This window comes from Phycisphaerae bacterium, from assembly GCA_012729815.1.
Taxonomy (GTDB): Bacteria; Planctomycetota; Phycisphaerae; order JAAYCJ01; family JAAYCJ01; genus JAAYCJ01.
In genome coordinates this window covers 1-18,153 of sequence record JAAYCJ010000324.1, presented here as the reverse complement: position 1 = coordinate 18,153, position 18,153 = coordinate 1, and the positions used below count along the sequence as shown (strand labels likewise).

12 protein-coding genes are annotated in these 18,153 nt (G+C 65.6%); all 12 read left to right on the top strand.

Features of this window, described 5'->3' with window-relative positions; all coding sequences use genetic code 11:
- Window positions 1-78: 78 nt before the first annotated feature.
- Window positions 79-3,033 (top strand): sigma-70 family RNA polymerase sigma factor, encoded by a 2,955-nt coding sequence (locus GXY33_21330; GenBank protein ID NLX07689.1) that lies wholly within the window; start codon window positions 79-81, stop codon window positions 3,031-3,033.
- Between the two features lie 114 nt (window positions 3,034-3,147).
- The gene (locus GXY33_21325; protein ID NLX07688.1) at window positions 3,148-4,188 is read left to right on the top strand and encodes a MoxR family ATPase; all 1,041 of its coding nucleotides are present in this window, start codon (window positions 3,148-3,150) and stop codon (window positions 4,186-4,188) included.
- Between the two features lie 48 nt (window positions 4,189-4,236).
- Window positions 4,237-4,683 (top strand): hypothetical protein, encoded by a 447-nt coding sequence (locus tag GXY33_21320; protein ID NLX07687.1) that lies wholly within the window; start codon window positions 4,237-4,239, stop codon window positions 4,681-4,683.
- Window positions 4,680-5,579, top strand: a complete 900-nt coding sequence (locus tag GXY33_21315; GenBank protein NLX07686.1) for a DUF58 domain-containing protein — start codon at window positions 4,680-4,682, stop codon at window positions 5,577-5,579. Before GXY33_21320 ends, GXY33_21315 begins: the two co-directional genes overlap by 4 nt.
- The gene (locus GXY33_21310; GenBank protein NLX07685.1) at window positions 5,576-7,642 is read left to right on the top strand and encodes a hypothetical protein; all 2,067 of its coding nucleotides are present in this window, start codon (window positions 5,576-5,578) and stop codon (window positions 7,640-7,642) included. The genes GXY33_21315 and GXY33_21310 overlap by 4 nt, the downstream gene beginning before the upstream one ends.
- Window positions 7,642-11,256: a hypothetical protein gene (locus GXY33_21305; protein ID NLX07684.1), complete on the top strand. Its 3,615-nt coding sequence runs from the start codon at window positions 7,642-7,644 to the stop codon at window positions 11,254-11,256. The genes GXY33_21310 and GXY33_21305 overlap by 1 nt, the downstream gene beginning before the upstream one ends.
- Window positions 11,253-13,424 (top strand): VWA domain-containing protein, encoded by a 2,172-nt coding sequence (locus GXY33_21300; protein ID NLX07683.1) that lies wholly within the window; start codon window positions 11,253-11,255, stop codon window positions 13,422-13,424. The genes GXY33_21305 and GXY33_21300 overlap by 4 nt, the downstream gene beginning before the upstream one ends.
- Before the next feature lie 41 nt (window positions 13,425-13,465).
- Entirely contained in the window at window positions 13,466-14,302 is an 837-nt protein-coding gene (locus tag GXY33_21295; GenBank protein NLX07682.1) for a hypothetical protein, read from the top strand.
- On the top strand, window positions 14,299-15,120 hold the full coding sequence (locus tag GXY33_21290; GenBank protein NLX07681.1) for a DUF4159 domain-containing protein: 822 nt from the start codon (window positions 14,299-14,301) through the stop codon (window positions 15,118-15,120). Before GXY33_21295 ends, GXY33_21290 begins: the two co-directional genes overlap by 4 nt.
- A gap of 13 nt (window positions 15,121-15,133) precedes the next feature.
- Window positions 15,134-15,943 carry a DUF4159 domain-containing protein gene (locus GXY33_21285; protein ID NLX07680.1) on the top strand — a complete coding sequence of 270 codons (810 nt, stop codon included), beginning with the start codon at window positions 15,134-15,136 and terminating at the stop codon, window positions 15,941-15,943.
- A 2-nt stretch (window positions 15,944-15,945) separates the two neighbouring features.
- Window positions 15,946-17,352, top strand: a complete 1,407-nt coding sequence (locus GXY33_21280; protein NLX07679.1) for a redoxin domain-containing protein — start codon at window positions 15,946-15,948, stop codon at window positions 17,350-17,352.
- A gap of 242 nt (window positions 17,353-17,594) precedes the next feature.
- Window positions 17,595-18,153: Gfo/Idh/MocA family oxidoreductase (locus tag GXY33_21275; GenBank protein ID NLX07678.1), on the top strand; the 559-nt coding region annotated here is incomplete at its 3' end.

Sequence of the window (18,153 nt, the reverse complement as noted above, 5' to 3'; positions counted from 1 at the left end):
GGTGCGCAGCGTTTTTTCACGAATAGTCATCCGGCCGGTTTTCGGTATACTGATGAACGGTGACATGGAGGCTAAGTTTTGACAGCGGAAGCGGATGCCATCCTGATCGAACGCTTTGTGGCCACCGGAGACCACGAAGCCTTTGCCACGATCGTAAAGCGATACACCGACTTGGTTTATGCAGCGTGCCGGCGGGTGCTGGGCAGCCAGGCGCGGGCGGAGGAGGCGGCACAAGAGACTTTCTTGCATCTGCTGCGCAAAGCGGACAGCGTGACCGGATCGCTACCCGCGTGGCTGCACATGACCGCGACCTGGAAGGCGATCGACGCAGCGAGGAAGGACTCAGCCCGCCGCAGGCGGGAGATCAGCTACGGCACGGACCGCCCGATGCTCGAGACGAGCCGGTGGGAGGACATCTCGCCGCTGGTCGATGAATCGCTGGCGGAGTTGCCGCAGGAGGTGCGGGGTTTACTGGTGGAGCACTTCCTGAAGGAAAAGAGCCAGGCGTCGCTGGCCTCGGAGATGGGGCTCTCGCAGCCGACGGTGTCGCGGCGGATCAGCGGCGGCTTGGAGCAACTGCGGGTAGCGCTGCGGAAACGCGGGGTGCTGGTGGCGGCTGGAGTGTTGTCCGGTCTGCTGGCGGAAAGGACGGTGGAGGCGGCCCCGGTGACGCTGGCCCAGGAGCTGGGCAAGATGTCGATGGTGGCGGGGGCCCAGTCGGCGGGTGTCGCGGGGACGGCGGTGACGGTCTCGGGAACGGCGGGTGCGGCGGCGGCCGTGACGGCGGCGGTGGTGGCGGTGAAGGGGAAGCTGATGGTGGCCGGTCTGGCGGCGGCCATCACGGTGGGAGGGGTGGCGGGTTACAAGCACTTGGCGGGTTGGGATGCTCCCGCGCCGGTGGTGCTGGGGGGCGACCAGATCGCAGCGACCGAATCTGGAGCTGTTACCGAAGAACAGGGTCTCGGCAAGACCGTGACCGCCGGCGCGGACGTCCCCCTTGTGGTTTCGATGGGCAAGCTCTACGTCCGTGAGGCCGGATACGTCGGCGAGGACGGCTGGGAACTGGTGGGTCCGGCGGTGGCGGACAGGCTGGTGATCCCAGCGGGGAAAGAGCTTCGGTTGACGGTGAGTCCGGCTGAGGTGCGAAACCTGGCTGGGCTTGACGCGCTGGCGGGCGAGAACCTGCATAGTTTGATGCTGTGCAACTCCGGGGCCGACGACGCGGCGATGCGCCACGTGGCCGACCTGAAGTCCCTGCAGGTCCTGCACGTTCACGGAACGTACATCGGCGACGTGGGAGCGGAATACTTGCGCGGGTTGGCGAACCTGCGGGTGCTCCATGCGGGCGATACGCGGATCGGCAACGTGGGGGCCAGCTATCTGGCGGCGTTGCCGCAACTGGAGTGGCTTGACCTTTCGGGCACTGCGGTCACGGATGAGGCGATGGTCTTCGTGGGTCGGATCGGGACGCTCCGGGAGCTGAACCTGGCCAGTACGCAGGTCGGATCGGAAGGGATCGCGCAGCTTGACGGTCTGGTGTCGCTGGAGCGCCTGACGCTGTGCCGTTTGCCGCTGGATGACCGGGGGTTGGAGCACATCGGGCGGCATACGGGCCTCAAGAGCATCTGTCTGTGCAATACGAGGATCACGGATGCGGGCCTGGCGCACCTGGCGGGCCTGAAGTCGCTGCGGTATCTCGGCCTGCACGGCACGGGAATCACCGACGCCGCCATGGCGCAGCTCGCCCCCCTGACCGGCCTGGAGGAACTGCACCTGCCGTCGATCAGCGACGCCGGCATAGCGCAATTGCCGACGCTGCCGAATTTGAAGGTTTTGCAGATCGACTCCGACCAGGTGGGGCGTAGCGGGTTGGAGTGGATAGGCACATTTGAGGGACTTGAGGTCCTGGTCGCCGGCGGATCGGGCGTTGACGATGCGGGCTTGGCGCACGTGGGTCGGCTCACGCGGCTCAGGACGCTGGTGCTGGGCGGGACCACGGTAACGGGCGAGGGCCTGGCTTCGCTGCGGACGCTTAAGGACCTCGTGAGTTTCCATTTGCATGGTGGGCGGGACATCGGACGCGGATTGCGGTACTTGGGGGAATTGCCGTCGCTGCGGACGCTGACGCTCGACCATCTCGAGCTCGGCAGCGAAGGTCTGGCGGGTTTGCGGGAGGCGCCGGGTCTGAAGGAGTTGGGAGTGATCAACTGCGGACTTGACTCTCAATCCCTGCAGGTGCTTGGCAGCCTGCGAACTCTGGAGAAACTGATCATCAGCGATCCGCTGGGCGACCAGACGGCTGAAGCGGTGCGGCGGATGGTCTGGCTGCTCTCGCTGGCCATCACGTCGACGAACCTGACGGACGGGGGACTGGCGGCGGTGGCCGGCTTGGCGAATCTCAGGTCGTTGACCGTCAACGGGACTTTCACCGATGAAGGCCTGTGTCACCTGCCGTCGATGGGCGGGTTGGAGTCGTTGAACGTGCAGAGCCCGCACCTCACGCCGAAAGGGCTGGAGACTCTCCAGGGCATGTCCGGGCTCAAGCAGTTGAACTTCGTCGGTCAGCCGTCGGCGATGGCGGCCGGCGCGGCGTCGGACCTGCTGCCCGCCCCGTTCTTCCAGATCGAGGCGGCCGACGGCGGCGAGCTGTGCCTGGAGAACTACCTCGGCCGGCTGGTGGTTCTGCACTTCTGGTCGGCCGATTCGGGTACGGGCGAAGCGGAGGTCGGGATTCTCAAGCAATTGCACGAGCAGATCACCGGCGATGCGCGGGTGGCGATGATCAGCCTGCATCTGGGCGACGACGTGACGCGGCCGCGCGATCTGGCGGAACGATACGAACTGGCGTGGCCGCAGGCCTACGTCGGGCCGTACTCGTCGATGACCAGCGACTACGTGGTGGATCGGTCGTGTTTTGTGCTGGTCGATCCGCAGGGCCGACTGGCGGCGAGGGTGGATGACCCAGCCGAGTTGCCGGCGGCGATTTTGCGGACGCTGGGCGGATTCATGTCGAACGCCCAGACCGAGCATTGAGGTATTGGGCGGGTAAAAGAAATGTAAAAAAGCCGCGAAACTTTGCGGACGGACGTCCGTCGAGTTATATTAAGGACACAGAGGCATTCACTCGCAGCACAAGAGAGGGCAGTCATGACTCAGATTTCATCCGGCCACGGCAAAGCGGGCGCTCATGCGGAAACGGTCGTCGACGAAAAGCTGATGGAGCGTCTCCAGAATGGCTATGCGGAACTCAAGGAACAGATCCACCATGTGATCGTCGGGCAGGACGAGGTGATCGATTCGGTGCTTTCGTGCATGCTGGCGGGCGGGCACTGTCTGGTGCAGGGCGTGCCGGGTCTGGCCAAGACGCTGCTGGTGCACTCGATCTCCGAGTCGCTGAACATGCGGTTCAACCGCATCCAGTTCACGCCGGACCTGATGCCGTCGGACATCACGGGCACGGACATCATCCAGGAGGATCCGGAGACCCACCAGCGGCGGTACGAGTTCATCAAGGGTCCGATCTTCGCCAACGTGATCCTGGCGGACGAGATCAACCGGACGCCGCCCAAGACGCAGGCGGCCTTGCTGCAGGCGATGCAGGAGCGGGAAGTTACGGCGTGCGGGCGGACGTACAAGCTCGAAAAAACATTTTTCGTGCTGGCCACCGAGAATCCGATCGAGCAGGAAGGGACCTATCCGCTTCCGGAGGCGGCGTTGGACCGGTTCATGTTCATGGTCTACATCTGGTACCCCAGCGAGACCGAGGAACACCAGATCGTCAAGCAGACGACGCGCGGCCGGCAAGCGGCGGTCGAACAAGTGCTGTCGCTGGAGGACATGGTGGCGTTTCAGGATGTGGTGCGGATGGCCCCGGTCAGCGACACGGTGATCGCGTACTGCGTGCGTCTGGCCCGGGCAAGCCGGCCGGACAATGAGCACGCCTCGGAGATGGTGCGGCAGTATGTCAAGTGGGGCGGCGGTCCGCGGTCGGGTCAGTTCATGACTCTGGGGGCCAAGGCGCGGGCGCTCATCAAGGGGCGGATCACCCCGAGTTTCGACGACGTGCGGGCGGTGGCCCCGCTGGTGCTGCGGCACCGGATCATCACGAACTTCAACGCGGAGGCGGACGGGGTCGGCGTGGAGAAGGTGATCGAGGACCTGATCGAAAAGACGCCGCTGCCGAAGTAGGGCGGCGGCATTCGGTTCTTCGTGTGCTTGTGCGAAAGGAAGTGAGGCATGAAGGTATCGCGCGGCGGACTGATCTGGGTGGCGGTGTTGCTGGTGACCGGGGCGATGATCCTGCTCGGGCAGAGCGGGTGCGTCATGTCGGTCAATTCGTCGGAGTGTCCCAGCGGCGGGCGACGGCAGAAGGACAAGACGGTATTTCGCTGTGACGGCATTACTGCTGAGCATTACCGGGTCGGCGGAGGCTATGAGGTCGGCTACGAAGCTTCGGTCAAGGGGACGGCGTACTATGTGGAAGAAACGACCGGCAAACTCATGGTGACGCGGGCCCTGCATGCCGGAGAGCGTTTCGACATCTGCATGAGTCCGACCGCGGAGGAGCAGATTCAGAAGGTGCTGAGCATCCCGCTTAAGGACGCGGTATTCGTTCTCTATTTCATCCCGGCGGTGGACATGCCGTTTGAGGCGGCGACGCAGCCGGCGGACAACACGCTGTGAAGAGCGAACAGACCAAGTATCTCGATCCGAAGGTGCTGAGCAAGCTCGGGAATATGGAGCTGGTGGCCCGCTGCGCGGTGGAAGGGTTGTTTTCGGGCCTGCATCCCAGCCCGTTCCACGGGTTCAGCGTCGAGTACAGCGACCACCGGGCGTATCAGCCGGGGGATGAACTGAAGTTTTTGGACTGGAAGGTGTTCGGGCGGAGCGACAAGCTCTACATCAAGCAGTTCCAGCAGGAGACTAACCTGTTCGTGTACCTGCTGCTGGACAGTTCGCTGAGCATGTCGTTTCGGGGCGGCGGATCGGTGAGCAAATTGGACTATGGGTCGTATCTGGCGGCGGCGCTGTCTTATCTGATGCTGGGCCAGGGCGATTGCGTGGGATTAACGACGTTCGCTGAGAAGGTCCGGTCGCGAGTTCCGCCGCGCTCGCGACGGACGCATCTGAACGTGATTTTGACCGCGCTGGGACAGAATCGCCCGGAGGGACGGACGCGGCTGGCGGACGTGCTGCACACGCTGGCCGAGATGTCGCACCGGCGCGGGCTGGTGATTTTGATTTCGGACCTGCTGGACGACCAGGACGAGATCGGCAAGGGGTTGGCGCACCTGAAGTACCTCAACCACGACGTGATCATATTTCACACGCTGGACCCGCAGGAGCGGTTCCTGGACTACGAGGGGCTGATCGAGTTCGTGGACGTCGAGAGTCGCGACCGGCTTCGGACGTTTCCGGCCTCGCTGAAGGATGAGTATCGCCGGCGGGTGCAGGAGTTTATCGACCACGTGGCGCAGACGGCGGGCAAGAGTGCGATCGACTACTGCCTGCTCGATACCTCCGAACCGCTGGACAAAGCCCTTATGACGTATTTGGGCAAGCGAAAGAGGCTGATGTGAGTGTGACATTCACGCAAGTGCTGTTTCTGCTCGGGGCGGCTGCGGTGATCGGGCCGATTCTGGCCCACCTGCTGGCCCGCCCGCGCTACCGTCGCATCCCGTTCACGATGCTGCGGTTTCTGCGGATCGGGCAGACCGAGATGCAGTCGCGGCGGGCGGTGCGCAACCTGCTGATGCTGCTGTTGCGGTGTCTGGTGATCGTGCTGATCGCAGCCCTGTTCGCGGGGCCGCGGCTGGCCCGCAGCGTCAGCGAGGCGAAGGCGGGGCCGGCGTGGTTTCTGGGTCTCGACGATTCGCTGTCGATGGCGTACACCGACGGCGACGGGACATATCTCGAGCGGATGGTGGAGCGGGCGCGGGCGTGGATCGACGAGGCGCGGCACGACGCGACGTTCAGCGTGTACCTGTTGGCGTCCGGGCGGCGGGTCGAGAGCGTCAGCCGGATCGATGCGCTGACGCTGGTTGGCAAGACCGAACCGGTGGCGGCGTCGGCGCAGCTCACGGAGTTCCTGGATGCGGTGCGGGCGGCGAAGGCCGGCGGCGCGGGCGGCCGGGAGGTTTGTGCCTTTCTGGCTGGTGATTTCACGCCGGCGATGCGGGAGACGCTGACCGTCGATGAGCCGATCGAGGTGGACGAGGTCCGCCACGAGTTGATCGTCTCCGACGGGCCGATCGACAACGTGCTGGTCAGCAGCGCCCATGTGGCGGGGCTGTACGAGGATGGCCGGCTGCGCCTATGCGCGACGGTGGCCAGCGGCGGCGAGGTGGACCGGACGACGCGCCTGGCTGCGCTGATCGACGGCCGCGAGATCGCCGGATCGGCGTTGGACCTGGCGCCGGGTCAGCGGCGGAACATCCACCTGGAGTTGCCGCCCGAGGCGGTGGGTGACGCTGAGGTCGTGCCGATTGAGCTGCGTCTGACGGCGGGCGACGGCCTGGCCGCGGACGATGCCTACTACCTGCCGGTGGTCATTCCCAAGGCGGCGGGCAAGCGGGTGCTGCTGGTGGGCGAGGACGACGAGGACACGTTCCTGCTGCGGACGGCGTTCGCGACGCTGATGGAAGCGTACAGCCGGGAGTTCACGGACTTACGGACGCTCCCGCATCAGCAGCTCAGCGGGTCGGCTCTTGAGACGGCGGAGGTGGTTATCTGCACGTGCGCGTCGCACCTGGGCTCGCTGACGCCGGAGTCGGTGCGGGAGTTCCTCGGACGCGGCGGGCGGGTGGTGGCGTTCGTCAAGCGCAGCCCACAGGTTCGCAGCGTCGAGCCGCTGCTGACGCGCGGTCTGGCGCCGGCGGCCCCGGATGAGTTCTGCCCGGAACCGGCGGAACTGTCGGCCCGACCGGAGACGGCGACGGTCGAGGGGTTCTCGTCGCCGCAGAGCATCCAGGCCTTGTGCAACTACAAGATCGAACGGACGGTGCTGACCGGCTGCTACCGCTGCCGGCCGGCCGATGACGCGTTGTGCGCATGGCGGTTCGCGAACGGAAACGGGTTCATCTACGTCAGGACGCAGGGGCGCGGTGCAGCGGTGCTGGTCAACACCAGCGCCGACGATTCGCTGGGCTCGTTGATGAAATCGCCGGCGGCGCCGGCGTTCTGCCGGTATCTGGCCGGCGAGTCGCTGTGCATGAGCGAGAACGTGTGCCTCTGCGGCGAGCCGTTCGCGATTCCGGCTTCGCCGCTTGAGATCCGCTGCGGCGATCAGCTCGAGAAGATCTGGGTGGCGGGCCCGGATGGGAAGAATCTGGAGGTGGTGCTGTCGGGCGGCAACCTGGTGGCGGTTTCGCCGCTGCGGACGGGATGGGTGCGGACGCTGGCCAAGCCGGTGCGGTACGCGGGACTCAACGTGGCGGACGGCGAGACGAACCTGGAGAAGCCCAACCCGGAGGCGATCGCGACGGCGATGGCCCAGATGTTCCGGACGGCCAAGCCCGCTGAGACGCAAGGCGAAGCGGCGCCGGACGATCGCGAGAATCGGCCGTTGTGGCGATGGCTGGCGTGGGGATTGATCGGCCTGCTCCTGCTGGAACCGGCGATTGCGAACAGGATCAAACGCTGATGTCGGCGATGGAAAACACATTGGAGCGATTGGTCGGGCGGGTCCGGCGCGTGCGCTGGTGGCTGGTGGCGCTGGCGGCGCTGCGGATCGCCGCGCTGTGTTTGGCGTTCGTTTCGCTGTACGTGCTGCTGTACGCGTGGCTGGATCATCGCCTGCACATGGGACCGGTGGGTCGGGCGGTGTCGCTGACGGCGATGCTGGCAGGAGTGTCGGGGCTGGTGGGGCTGTTGGTGCGGATGCTGTGGGGGCACGTCTCGTGCAGCCGGGCGGCCAACTACGTTGAGAGCCGGATCAGTTTCGATCAGCAGCTCGTGACGGCGGTGGAATATTACGAGAACCGCCAGGATTACGCCTACTCAAAGGCATTGGCTGAGCACCTGGTGCGGCAGGTGGACCGCACGACGGCCGGCGTCGATTTCTGCCGGACGGTGCCGAAGTGGCAGGCGGTCCTGTTCTCAGCCGTCATCGCGCTGGGATTGGTGCTGTCGGCCGGCTACCTGCACCAGAACTACCTGTCGCTGGCCCCGTATCTGTCGCGGCTGTTCCAGCCGTTCGCCGCGGTCGACCCGCTGCCTGCCACGACGATCACGCCGCTGACCGAAGACCTCAACGTCGAACCGGGCGACCTGGCCACTCCCGCCGCGGCGATCGAGGGCACCGTCCCGGAGACGGCGCAGCTTCAGGTCGAGTCGGTCGATCCGAACGAGCAAGCGGCCGAGCCGGCCTACAGCAAGACGCTGGAACTGACGCCGTACGAAGACGACCAGGGCCTCTCGCGGATCGAGGCGCCGCTCGAACTGGAGCCGGGCCAATACCGCTATCGCTTCGCCGCCAACGACGCGGCGACCGAGTGGCGGACGATCAACGTGCGGCCGCTGCCGAAGGTCGAGAGCATGACGGCGGAGGTCTCGATCCCCACGAGCAACCTGATCGAGCCGTACACGCAAGACGTGACCGACCGGAGCATCGAGGTGGTCCGGGGCTCGCGGGTAAAGCTGGGCGTCAAGACCAGCGAGAAGGTCAGCCGGGTGACCATGACCGACCTGCACGGCAACCGGATCGAGAAACCGCTGGACGGGACGGACAGCTTCGAGCTGGAGTTCAGCGCGGATCAGGAAGGGTTCGTGCAGTTGCAGCTTGCCGCCGAAAACGGCGCGGTCAACGCCGAGATCCCGCCGCTGCAGGTGCTCATCAAGGAGGATCAGCCGGCGCAGTTCAAGCTGATCTGTCCGAAGGAGGATCTGGCGGTCACGAACGTGGCGAGCGTGCCGATCGAGTTCGAGGTGACCGACGATTTCGGCCTCGACTCGGCGGGCATCTACGCCGAGGTGGGCGACGGCAAGATGCTGGAGTTCCAGGGGCAATTCGAGAAGGGGGCCAAAAAGGCGACGCTGACCGCGACGCTGGAACTGGAGGAGTACGATCTGGAGATCGGCGACACTGTCCTATTCCACGCGCGGGCGATGGACCTGAACGTGCGGAACAGCATGAAGCTCGGCGCCGCGTCGGCCAGCGACGTGTACTTCATCGAGATCCGGCCGTACCGGCACGTGTGGTTCGAAGCCGAAGGGATACCCACCGGTCAGGGAAAGAAGATGGCGGAGAAGCTTTCAGCCCTGCTGGAGTACAGCCGGGCGGTGGTCAAGAAGACCTGGGCGCTGGCGAGCCGGCCCGAACCGGACCCGCAGGAGGCGGCCAAACTCGACGCGATCGGCAAGGACGTCCAGTACATCATCGACAACCTCACGATCATTCGCGATGAAGGGGCGTTCGACGACGTTCAGCGGGCAGACCTCGACGCGATCCTGGGACACTTCGCGCAGGCCAGAGAGCGAATGGCGGCCCACGACGCCCGCGGTTCGCTCGAAAGCTCCAAGAAGGCCTACCAGGCCCTGCGTAAGTTCATCATGGACCTGTTCCGCGTGCTCATGTCGGGTGCGGGACAAGCAATGATGCAGGGCGGCCAGCAACCGCCTCCGCCGTCGCAGGATCAGGCGCAGGCTCAACAGGCCCAGCCGCAGCCCGCTCCGGAAAAGGTCAAGATCGACGAGCAGGCCCATCTGACCCAGTACGAGAAGGAACGGATCGACTGGGAACTCAAGAGACTCGCGGACAAACTGGCCGCTTTGCGGGGCCAACAGGAGCAGATCAACGAGAAGTTCGAACACCTTCTGGCCCAGAAACCGGAGGAGAAGGATCAGCAGACCGGCCAGGACGTGACCGACGAACAGCCGACCCGGCAGGAGCCCGGAGAGCAGGACGACCAGGGCCAGACGCCGCCTTCAGACGGCCAGTCGGCCCAGAACCCGCAACCGCAGGAAAGCGGCAACGTCACGCTCGAGGGCGGAAGCGAAGAGCCGTCGAGTACCCCGCAGACGTCCGGCCAGCCTGCGGCGCAACAGCAACCGTCAGGAACTCAGCAACAACAGCCATCACAACAGCAGCAGGCGTCCGGATCGCAGTCGCCATCGCAACAGGATCAACAACAGGGCCAGGGACAAACGCAATCCGGCTCGCCGCAGGAGTCTGGTCAACAATCGCAGGCCCAGGATGAACAGAACGGTCAACAGCCATCGGATCAGGCAGCCGTCGCGCAGCAGGGCGAATCCGGCCAAGGCCAACAGGACCAGCAAGGCCAGTCCGGACAGTCGCAGCAGGGCCAGGAAGCCGAGCAGACCCAATCCGGCGAGGGTCAGCAGGATCAGCAAGGCCAACAGGGGCAATCCGGTCAGCCGCAGGCAAGCGGACAGCAGGGCGGTCAGCAAGAGGGCGGCAACCGGTCGGAACAGCAGGGCCAACGTGGTCAAGGCGGCTCCCCGACCGGCGGGTCGCCAACCAACGCCTCAGCCGGTTCGCAGCAGCGGATGCGCATGCTCCAGGCCCGCCAGCGGGCCCTGGAGGAACACGTGGCGGCGCTGGCCCAGACGCTGGACCAACTGCCGATGATCCTGCCGACGGGTCTCTCGCAGGAGCAGGTCCAGGCGGCCCGCCAGCAGACGCGGGAGCACCTGGCCCAGGCGATGCGGGCGATGCAGCAGTTCCAAGCGGAGATCGACAAGGCCTACTACGAGTCCGGTTCGCAGCGGGAGGCGACGATGGCCCGGGCCGCGGAGCAACTGATCGCGGCCAGCCGGGAACTCGATGAGGCCCGCCGGTCGCTGGAGTCGCAGTACACCCAGACGGACCTCTCAAAGCTGATCGCGCAGGCCCGCGAGAAGGCTGAAAACCTGCTGGATCTGGCTGAGGCGTTCGACGAGAACGTCACCGACCAGCAGCGCAAGGAAATGCTGGCGTCGCTGGAAGAGGCCAGGCGGCTGTTGGAGCAGGTGACTGACTACGAGATCGTCGAAATCCGGAATCCCGGATCGCCGAGCGAAGTATCGCGGGAAGGGCGTGGCGGAAACATGAAGGCGAACACTTACTTCAGCGGCAAGATGCCGCCGCGCCAGCGGGCACGGATGTTGGCGTTGCTGTTCTGGTCGGTGGCGGTCGACGCGCGGGAACGCCAGGGCACGATGCTGGAGGACGAGGCGTCGGACGCAGAGTTCCGGCGGCTGGAGAAACGCTTCTTTGAGACGGCGGCGAAGTTCGGGCAAGGAGACGCGGGCCGATGACGTTGCTGGAATATCCCGGACATCTCGTGGCCGCGATTTTGCTGGGCGGTTCGGCGGTGCTGATGGCTTTGGCGTTTCGCAGCTATCAGATCGGCACGGTCGGGCGGTGGCGATGGCCGCTGGCGATCCTGCAGTACGCCGCCGTGGTGGTGCTGCTGGTGATCCTCTGGAATCCCTCGCGCGCGGTGAACGTCGACGCGACGGCGCAGAACAACGTGCTCGTCCTCTTCGATACCAGCGAGAGCATGTCGGTGAGCGACTGCGACGGCGCAGCCCGCCTGGACGCGGCGTTGGCCCGATTCGCCGAGACGTTCGCGCCCGGCGATCCGGATTCGCCCGAGTACCGGGTCTACGGTTTTTCGGACACGTGCTACCATTGCGGGTCGGCTTCGGGGCTTCGGCGGTGGGGCGGGCGGAGCGATCTGCACCGGCCGCTGAGCGTCCTGTCGCGGCAGGCGGCGTCGGCCCAGGCGGTCGATCCGAATCAGCCGACCGGGCGGACGGTGGGCGCGGTGATCTTCACCGACGGCCAGGCCGACGATCGCAACCCGGAGGTCTACCTGCCGCTGCCGGAACACGAGATGGAGGTGCTGTGGGTGGGCGTCGGCCGTAGCGATCCGCGCCCGGACCTGGCCGTCACTTCGTTTCGCGTGCCGCCGCGGGTCATGATCGACACCGCGTTCGACGTGGAGGTCAAGGTCAGCGCCCGCAACCTCGCCGGCCGGGAGTTCGAGCTGGAGCTGTATCAGGACGATCGGCTGGTCGCCGCGCGGACGCTTGGCGCCGACGCGATGGCGCGGGCCGACGTGGAGATATTCACCGTCGGGGCGGACAAACTCGGGCCGCACAGCCTGCGGGCCCGGGTCGTCGGACCGCAGGACGAGGTCAATACGGCCAACAACGTTCGCCATGCGATGCTCGACGTCTGCGACACCGAAAAGTGCAAGGTCCTGCTGTACTCGCAGGTGGCGAACTTCGACATCGGCAAGATCCGCCAGGCGCTGGAGCGGGACAAGAAGGTGCAGTTAAGCTTCGGCCTCGACGCGGTCATCCCACCGACGCTGTCGCGCACGCAGAAGGCGTTGTCGGGCCATATCAAGCTTCCGGCGGACAAGGCGGGTTTCTACGAGTACGACGTGATCGTGCTGGGTCCGTGCAGCTTCGCGACGTTCACCGAACAGCAGATCGAAGGCCTGTACTCGTTCGTGGTCGATCGCGGCGGCGGACTGGTGTTTCTGCCCGGTCGCGGCGAGTTCGATGTGTCGATCTGCGGCGACCCGAAGATCCGGACGCTGCTGCCGGTGCTCTTCGAAGGGGCCAAGCCGCCGCCGGAGGGCGGTGAGGCGGGGTTCCAGTTGACGGTCGAAGGGGTGGACAGCCGCGTGCTTCGGCTGGAAAGCCTCAAGGACCTGCCGTACCACCTGCGGCCGTATCACGGCAACCTCAAGAAAAAACCCGCGGCCCAGACGCTGGCCACCAGTTCCGGCTATCCGGTTCTGTGCAGCCACCGCGTGGGGCGCGGGCGGGCGGCGTTCGTCAACAGCTATGGGCTCTTCCGCTGGTACCGCGAGGACCTGCAGGGCGGACTCCTGCAGGAATTCCTCGCGGGCCTCAGCGAGTTCGTCGGACGGGTCGGCTCAGCCCAGTCGCGGATCGAGCTGTTCGCCGAACGGGCGACGGATCAGCCGCAGGACGTGGTCTTCGAAGCCGACGTGATGGACGACGACTATCGCCCGGTGGAAAACGCCAACGTCCTGCTGACCGTTGGCGAGCGGACGATGCAGATGGACCAGGCGGACCGCGGACGGTACACGCTGCGGGTGCGCGATCTGGAGGCGGACTCGCTGCTGACCAGGGCCGAGGTGGAGGCGGGCGGCGTTTTCATCGGCGAGACGATGCTGGCTACACACCTGCCGCTGCCCAAGACCGAGATGGACCGGGTGGAACTGGACCGCGAGTTCCTCCAGGCGATGGCCGAGAGGACGGGCGGCCGGTATGCGGACCTCGACGCGTTGACGCCGGACGTGGCGACACGCTTCGAGGCCAGGACGCAGATCAAGCGGTTCAGCCACATGAGCAGCGTGTGGACGAACTGGTGGCTGTTGGGCGGACTGTGCGGGCTGCTGGTGGTAAACTGGTTCCTGCGGCGTGCGTTGGGGTTGATATGAGCGGATCGAGCGTCAGGACAAGACGTGCATGGTGGCTGTGGATGGCGATTCCAGCCATGATCGGGGCGGACCCGGTGACAAGCCGGCAGGCAACTCAGACGCAGCCGGCCGATCCGCAGCCGGCGGTGTGGGCGATGCTGGTCGGCGGGGTGAACAAGGACGTCGAGGAAAAGCAGGCCAAGGACCGGGCGGTGCTGCGGTTGCGAAAGACTCTCGTCGAGGAGGCGGTTGAGCCGTCGCGGCTGCACGTGTTGGTGAACAAGGACTCGCTGGTCCGGGACGGCACGGGCCTCTCGACGGCGGAGCAGATCCGCAAGACGTTTGCGGAACTCAAGACCGCGGTGCGGTCGCGGGACGTGTTCGTGTTCTACTACGTCGGCCAGGCCAACGTCCTGCCGGACGGCACGTTGCGGCTGAACCTATCGGGGCCGGACCTGCTCGGCGACGAGTTGGTGAAACTGATCGGCGAATTGCCGGCCGAACGGATGGTAATCGTGGTCGATTGCCCAGCGGCGGGCACGCTGGTCAAGGGGTTGACGGCGAAGGGGCGGGTGGTGATCTGCGGCGCCCGGTTGGATCAGCACTACAGCACGCGGTTCAGCGACTGCTTCGTGCCGGCGCTGTCCGACGCGAAATCGGATGTCAACGGCGACGGCAGGATCACGCTGCTCGAGGCGTTTCGCGAGGCGGCAATGCGTCTGGACAAGATCTATGAAGATCGCGAGATGCTCAAGACCGAGACGCCGATCCTGGAGGACGACGCCGACGGCGTGCCGAGCCAGCAGCCGTGGCTGTACCAGGAGGCGAAGAAGGACGGGGCGCTGGCCGATTCGCTGACGCTCAGGGAACTGCTGATCGAGAAAGGGGGCGGGCAATGATGAACGAACGCGATCCCATGAACCGGCGGGCGTTCTTGAAGGCCCTGGCGGGTGCGGCGGCCGTCTCGGCGGCCGGATTAACCGGAGGCACAGCCTTGGGCCGCCTGTTCGGCTCGTCCAGGGCGGATGATGAGGAGTCCGAGGACCTCAAGTATGACCTGGTGCTGCCGCGGCTGAAGTTCGAGTGCGTCGAGGACGTGCCGGACCCGTGGAACATCAGTCCGGGCGGCGACCGCAACCTGCTGTTGGAACTGGCCAAGGTGGTCCGCTGCAAGGTGCGAATGCCCGCCAAACCAAGCGACTACGATCCGTACACCGGCAAGGAAGCCCACTTCAGCAGCGTGGTGGACTTCCGCAACGGCGACGAGGTGATGCGCTACCCGTTCCTGTTCATGACCGCCGAAGGGCACTTCGAATTCGACAAGACGCAGAAGGAGGGCCTCAAGGAGTACGTGCATCGCGGCGGTTTCGTGCTGATGGACGACTGCGTGTTCAACGGGGCGGGCGACTTCTTCTATGAGAGCTCGCACAGGGTGCTGGAGGAGGTGTTCGGCCGCGGTTCGGTGATCGCGGTGCCCAAGGAACACGAGATATTTCACAACGTTTACGACTTCGGCGACGCGGGCGTGCCGCACATGCACGGGGTCCAGCACGGGGCGCGAGGCGTATTCATCGACAAGCGGCTGGCCGTGCTGTTGACGTCCAGCGACGTCCATTGCGGCTGGGCCGACCGCCTTGGCAAGTGGTTCGGCATGCCCAAGGTCGAGCAATCGCTCCAGTTCGGGGTCAACGTGGTCATGTACGCCCTGGCGCATTGAGGGACGGGACACGATGAGCGGGAAAAAAAAGGCGAAGGTCAGCCGCCGCGAGTTCCTGGCCGCCGCCGGCGCCGCCGGAGTGGGCTTGGCCGCGGGCGGACTCGATGCGCTGGGACAGCTATTCGCCCGGTCATCCAGAACGGCCAAGGGCGATCTGGACGAGTACGACTTCCTGATGCCGCGGGTGCGGTTCTCGTGCGACGACCGGGTCGGCGACGTGTGGAACGTCTATCCGGGCGCCGACCGGAATCTGCTGTCGGAGCTGAGCTCGACGATCCGCTGCAAGGTGAAGCTGCCGACCGGGTGCGGCAACGAACGGCCGCACTACGGGTCGGACGATCAGTTCAACGCTGTGGTCGGCTTCGACGACTACGACCGGATTCGCGACTTTCCGTTCCTCTTCATGACCGCCGAAGGCTACTTCAAGTTCGACGCGGCGCAGATCGACAACGTCCGCCGGTACCTCAGCGAAGGCGGGTTCATCCTGATGGACGACTGCGTGTTCGACAAGGGGGGCGACTTCTTCTATCGCAGCGCGTGCGACATGCTCGAACAGGCGATGGGCGCGGGGTCGGTGGTCCCGATCCCGTACGAGCACGAGGTCTTCCACAACGTTTTCGACTTCGGCGGCGACGGCCTGCCGCACATGCAGGGGCAGAAGCACGGGGCGCGCGGCGTGTTCCTCGGCGATCGGCTGGGGGTGTTCGTGAGTCCCAGCGACATCCACTGCGGCTGGGCGACGCCGGGGTGGTTCGGGGCCGAGGGGCAGAAGCGGTCGATTCAGATGGGCATCAACGTGATCATGTACGCCCTGGCGCATTAGCGATGAAACGAACGACGGCGGCAATCGGGTTGATCTGGCTGGCGGCGACCGCCAGCGTGCGGGCGGATGCGCATCGGGTCCAAGGCGTGGTGGTGGACGGCGAGGGCCGGCCCGTGCGCGGAGCGGTGGTCTACGTGCTGGATCAGGAAACGCGGCTGAGCCTGCAGGACGACGTGCCGCTGGTTTCGGAACATATCCCGCGGGCCCTGACTGGCGATGACGGGCGATTTCGCTTTGAACGGCTCGTTCGCCCGGTATACGCGGTGGTCGCGATGGATATGGAAGACCGTTGCGGCGTGGGGTCGGACGTTTCCGGCGACGGCGACGTGCGGGTGGTCATCGAGGCGCCGGGAACGGTCGCCGGAAGAGTGATGCGCGGCAAGTCGCCGCAAGCGGGTGCACGAGTCACCGCGGTCTACGAGGGCGCCGAACGTGCGTTTCGATACACGCGGCTGGCGGTCTCGGACGCCGACGGGCGGTTTACGATCGGTTCATTGATGCCGGGACGCTACCGGCTGATTCTCCGCGAACCGGTGCCGCAGATCGGCTGTTGTCTGCGCGAGGTGACCACGTCGCAGGTGCAGGTCGATGTCGTCTCCGGCCAAACCCAGCCGGTGCAAATGGGCGGGTCGGACCTGCCGCACCTGCACGGCCGCATCACCGACACCGAGAACGCGCCGCTGCATGGGGTGTGGATCAGGCTACTGCCGTCGGCAGCGGTCTCGACGCAGCCGTCGGTGCAGGCGGTCTGGTCGGCCGTCACTGATCGGGAGGGGCGGTATACGATCTACGACGTGCCGCCCGGAAGCTACCAGATCAAGTGCCTCCGGCGGCTGTACGCCAACAGCTCGCGGCTTTTGCAGTGGTCGCAGACGCTGACCGTGGTCGACCGGGCCTCGCCGCAAGGGCCAACCGAACCGTTCTTCGAGAACGCGTGTGACCTGGTGATTGACCTGGAGCGGTTCGATCCTCTGGCGATAGGCGACCCCGCGCCGGAACTTGCCGGACGGACGGTGGACGCAGCGGCGTTCGACCTTGGCAGACTAACGGGCAAAGTCGTGGTGGTGTACTTCCATGCGAGTTTCTGTGCAGCGTGCCGGCGGGCGGTCAAGCCCTACGACGACATGGTCGAGCATTTCGGCCCCGAAAACCTCGTGGTCGTCGGAGTCAGCCTGGACGATACGATCGAGGAATGCCGCGAATTCATCGCCGACCGAAAACCGCAACATCCGCAGATATTTGCCGGACCGTGGGACAGCAGCGACGTCGCCCAGCGGTTCCGCGTCCAGGGAGTCCCCGCCACCGTGCTGATCGACCGGGAGGGCAGGATCGCCGCCGTGGACATTTTCGACGAGGTGCTCCTCGACGCGGTCAGGACGGCGATAGGCAGCACGAGCCGGACCCGATAGGCCGGGTTCGGCGGCGGTGCAGGCTTCCTCTCGACCCGGTCTGTGGCCTGCCGCATCCTTGGATCACACCGCAAGGGCACATCAGCTTGCGCCGCGCCGGATTTCAAATTGAAGGGTGGGCGCCGTGGGGATATACTGCCGATCCCGGCCTTCTGCACGTGCGGTGCATGCCGGAAAAAGTGGACGCGATGGCCTGCGCCGTGCGAGCCGTTGCCGGAGCGGCTGATAAGGAGGAACCAGCGATGTTCTTTGTGGTCGGATTGGGCTCCATGGGCCGGCGGCGGGTGCGGTGTCTGTTGGCCAACGGCGTGCCGCCGGAGGAAATCCTGGGATTCGACCGTCGGCCGGACCGCTGCGCCGAGGCCAAGGAACGGCACGGGATTTCGGTGGCGGATCAGGCGGAACAGATGGGACGCGCCGAGGTCGAAGCCGTCTTCGTGAGCGTCTGGCCCAGCTTTCACGTTGAGTATTGCCTGATGGCGGCGATGGCCGGCAAGCACTGGTTCTGCGAGGTGCCGCTGGAGCTTTCGAGCTCAGGTTTGGACCAACTGCGGCGGGTGACGCGCGACAGGAAACTGGTCGGCGCGGTGGGCTCGCAGATGATCTGGCATCCGGCGTCGGAGTACCTGGCCCGCTGGCTGAGCGAGGACGTCACGGGCGGACTGGTCGGCGCGTGGGGCACGTGCACGTCGTACTTCCCGACGTGGCATCCGTGGGAGGACTACCGCGAGTTCTACGTGTCGGACAAGGCGTCGGGCGGAGCCAATATCGACATGATCGGCCACGAGTTCCAGTGGCTGG

Coding starts and splice junctions, on each gene's coding strand:
- GXY33_21295 (NLX07682.1), top strand. CDS start 13,466: ATGGCGATTCCAGCCATGATCGGGGCGGACCCGGTGACAAGCCGGCAG.
- GXY33_21305 (NLX07684.1), top strand. CDS start 7,642: ATGTCGGCGATGGAAAACACATTGGAGCGATTGGTCGGGCGGGTCCGG.
- GXY33_21320 (NLX07687.1), top strand. CDS start 4,237: ATGAAGGTATCGCGCGGCGGACTGATCTGGGTGGCGGTGTTGCTGGTG.
- GXY33_21280 (NLX07679.1), top strand. CDS start 15,946: ATGAAACGAACGACGGCGGCAATCGGGTTGATCTGGCTGGCGGCGACC.
- GXY33_21300 (NLX07683.1), top strand. CDS start 11,253: ATGACGTTGCTGGAATATCCCGGACATCTCGTGGCCGCGATTTTGCTG.
- GXY33_21285 (NLX07680.1), top strand. CDS start 15,134: ATGAGCGGGAAAAAAAAGGCGAAGGTCAGCCGCCGCGAGTTCCTGGCC.
- GXY33_21290 (NLX07681.1), top strand. CDS start 14,299: ATGATGAACGAACGCGATCCCATGAACCGGCGGGCGTTCTTGAAGGCC.
- GXY33_21325 (NLX07688.1), top strand. CDS start 3,148: ATGACTCAGATTTCATCCGGCCACGGCAAAGCGGGCGCTCATGCGGAA.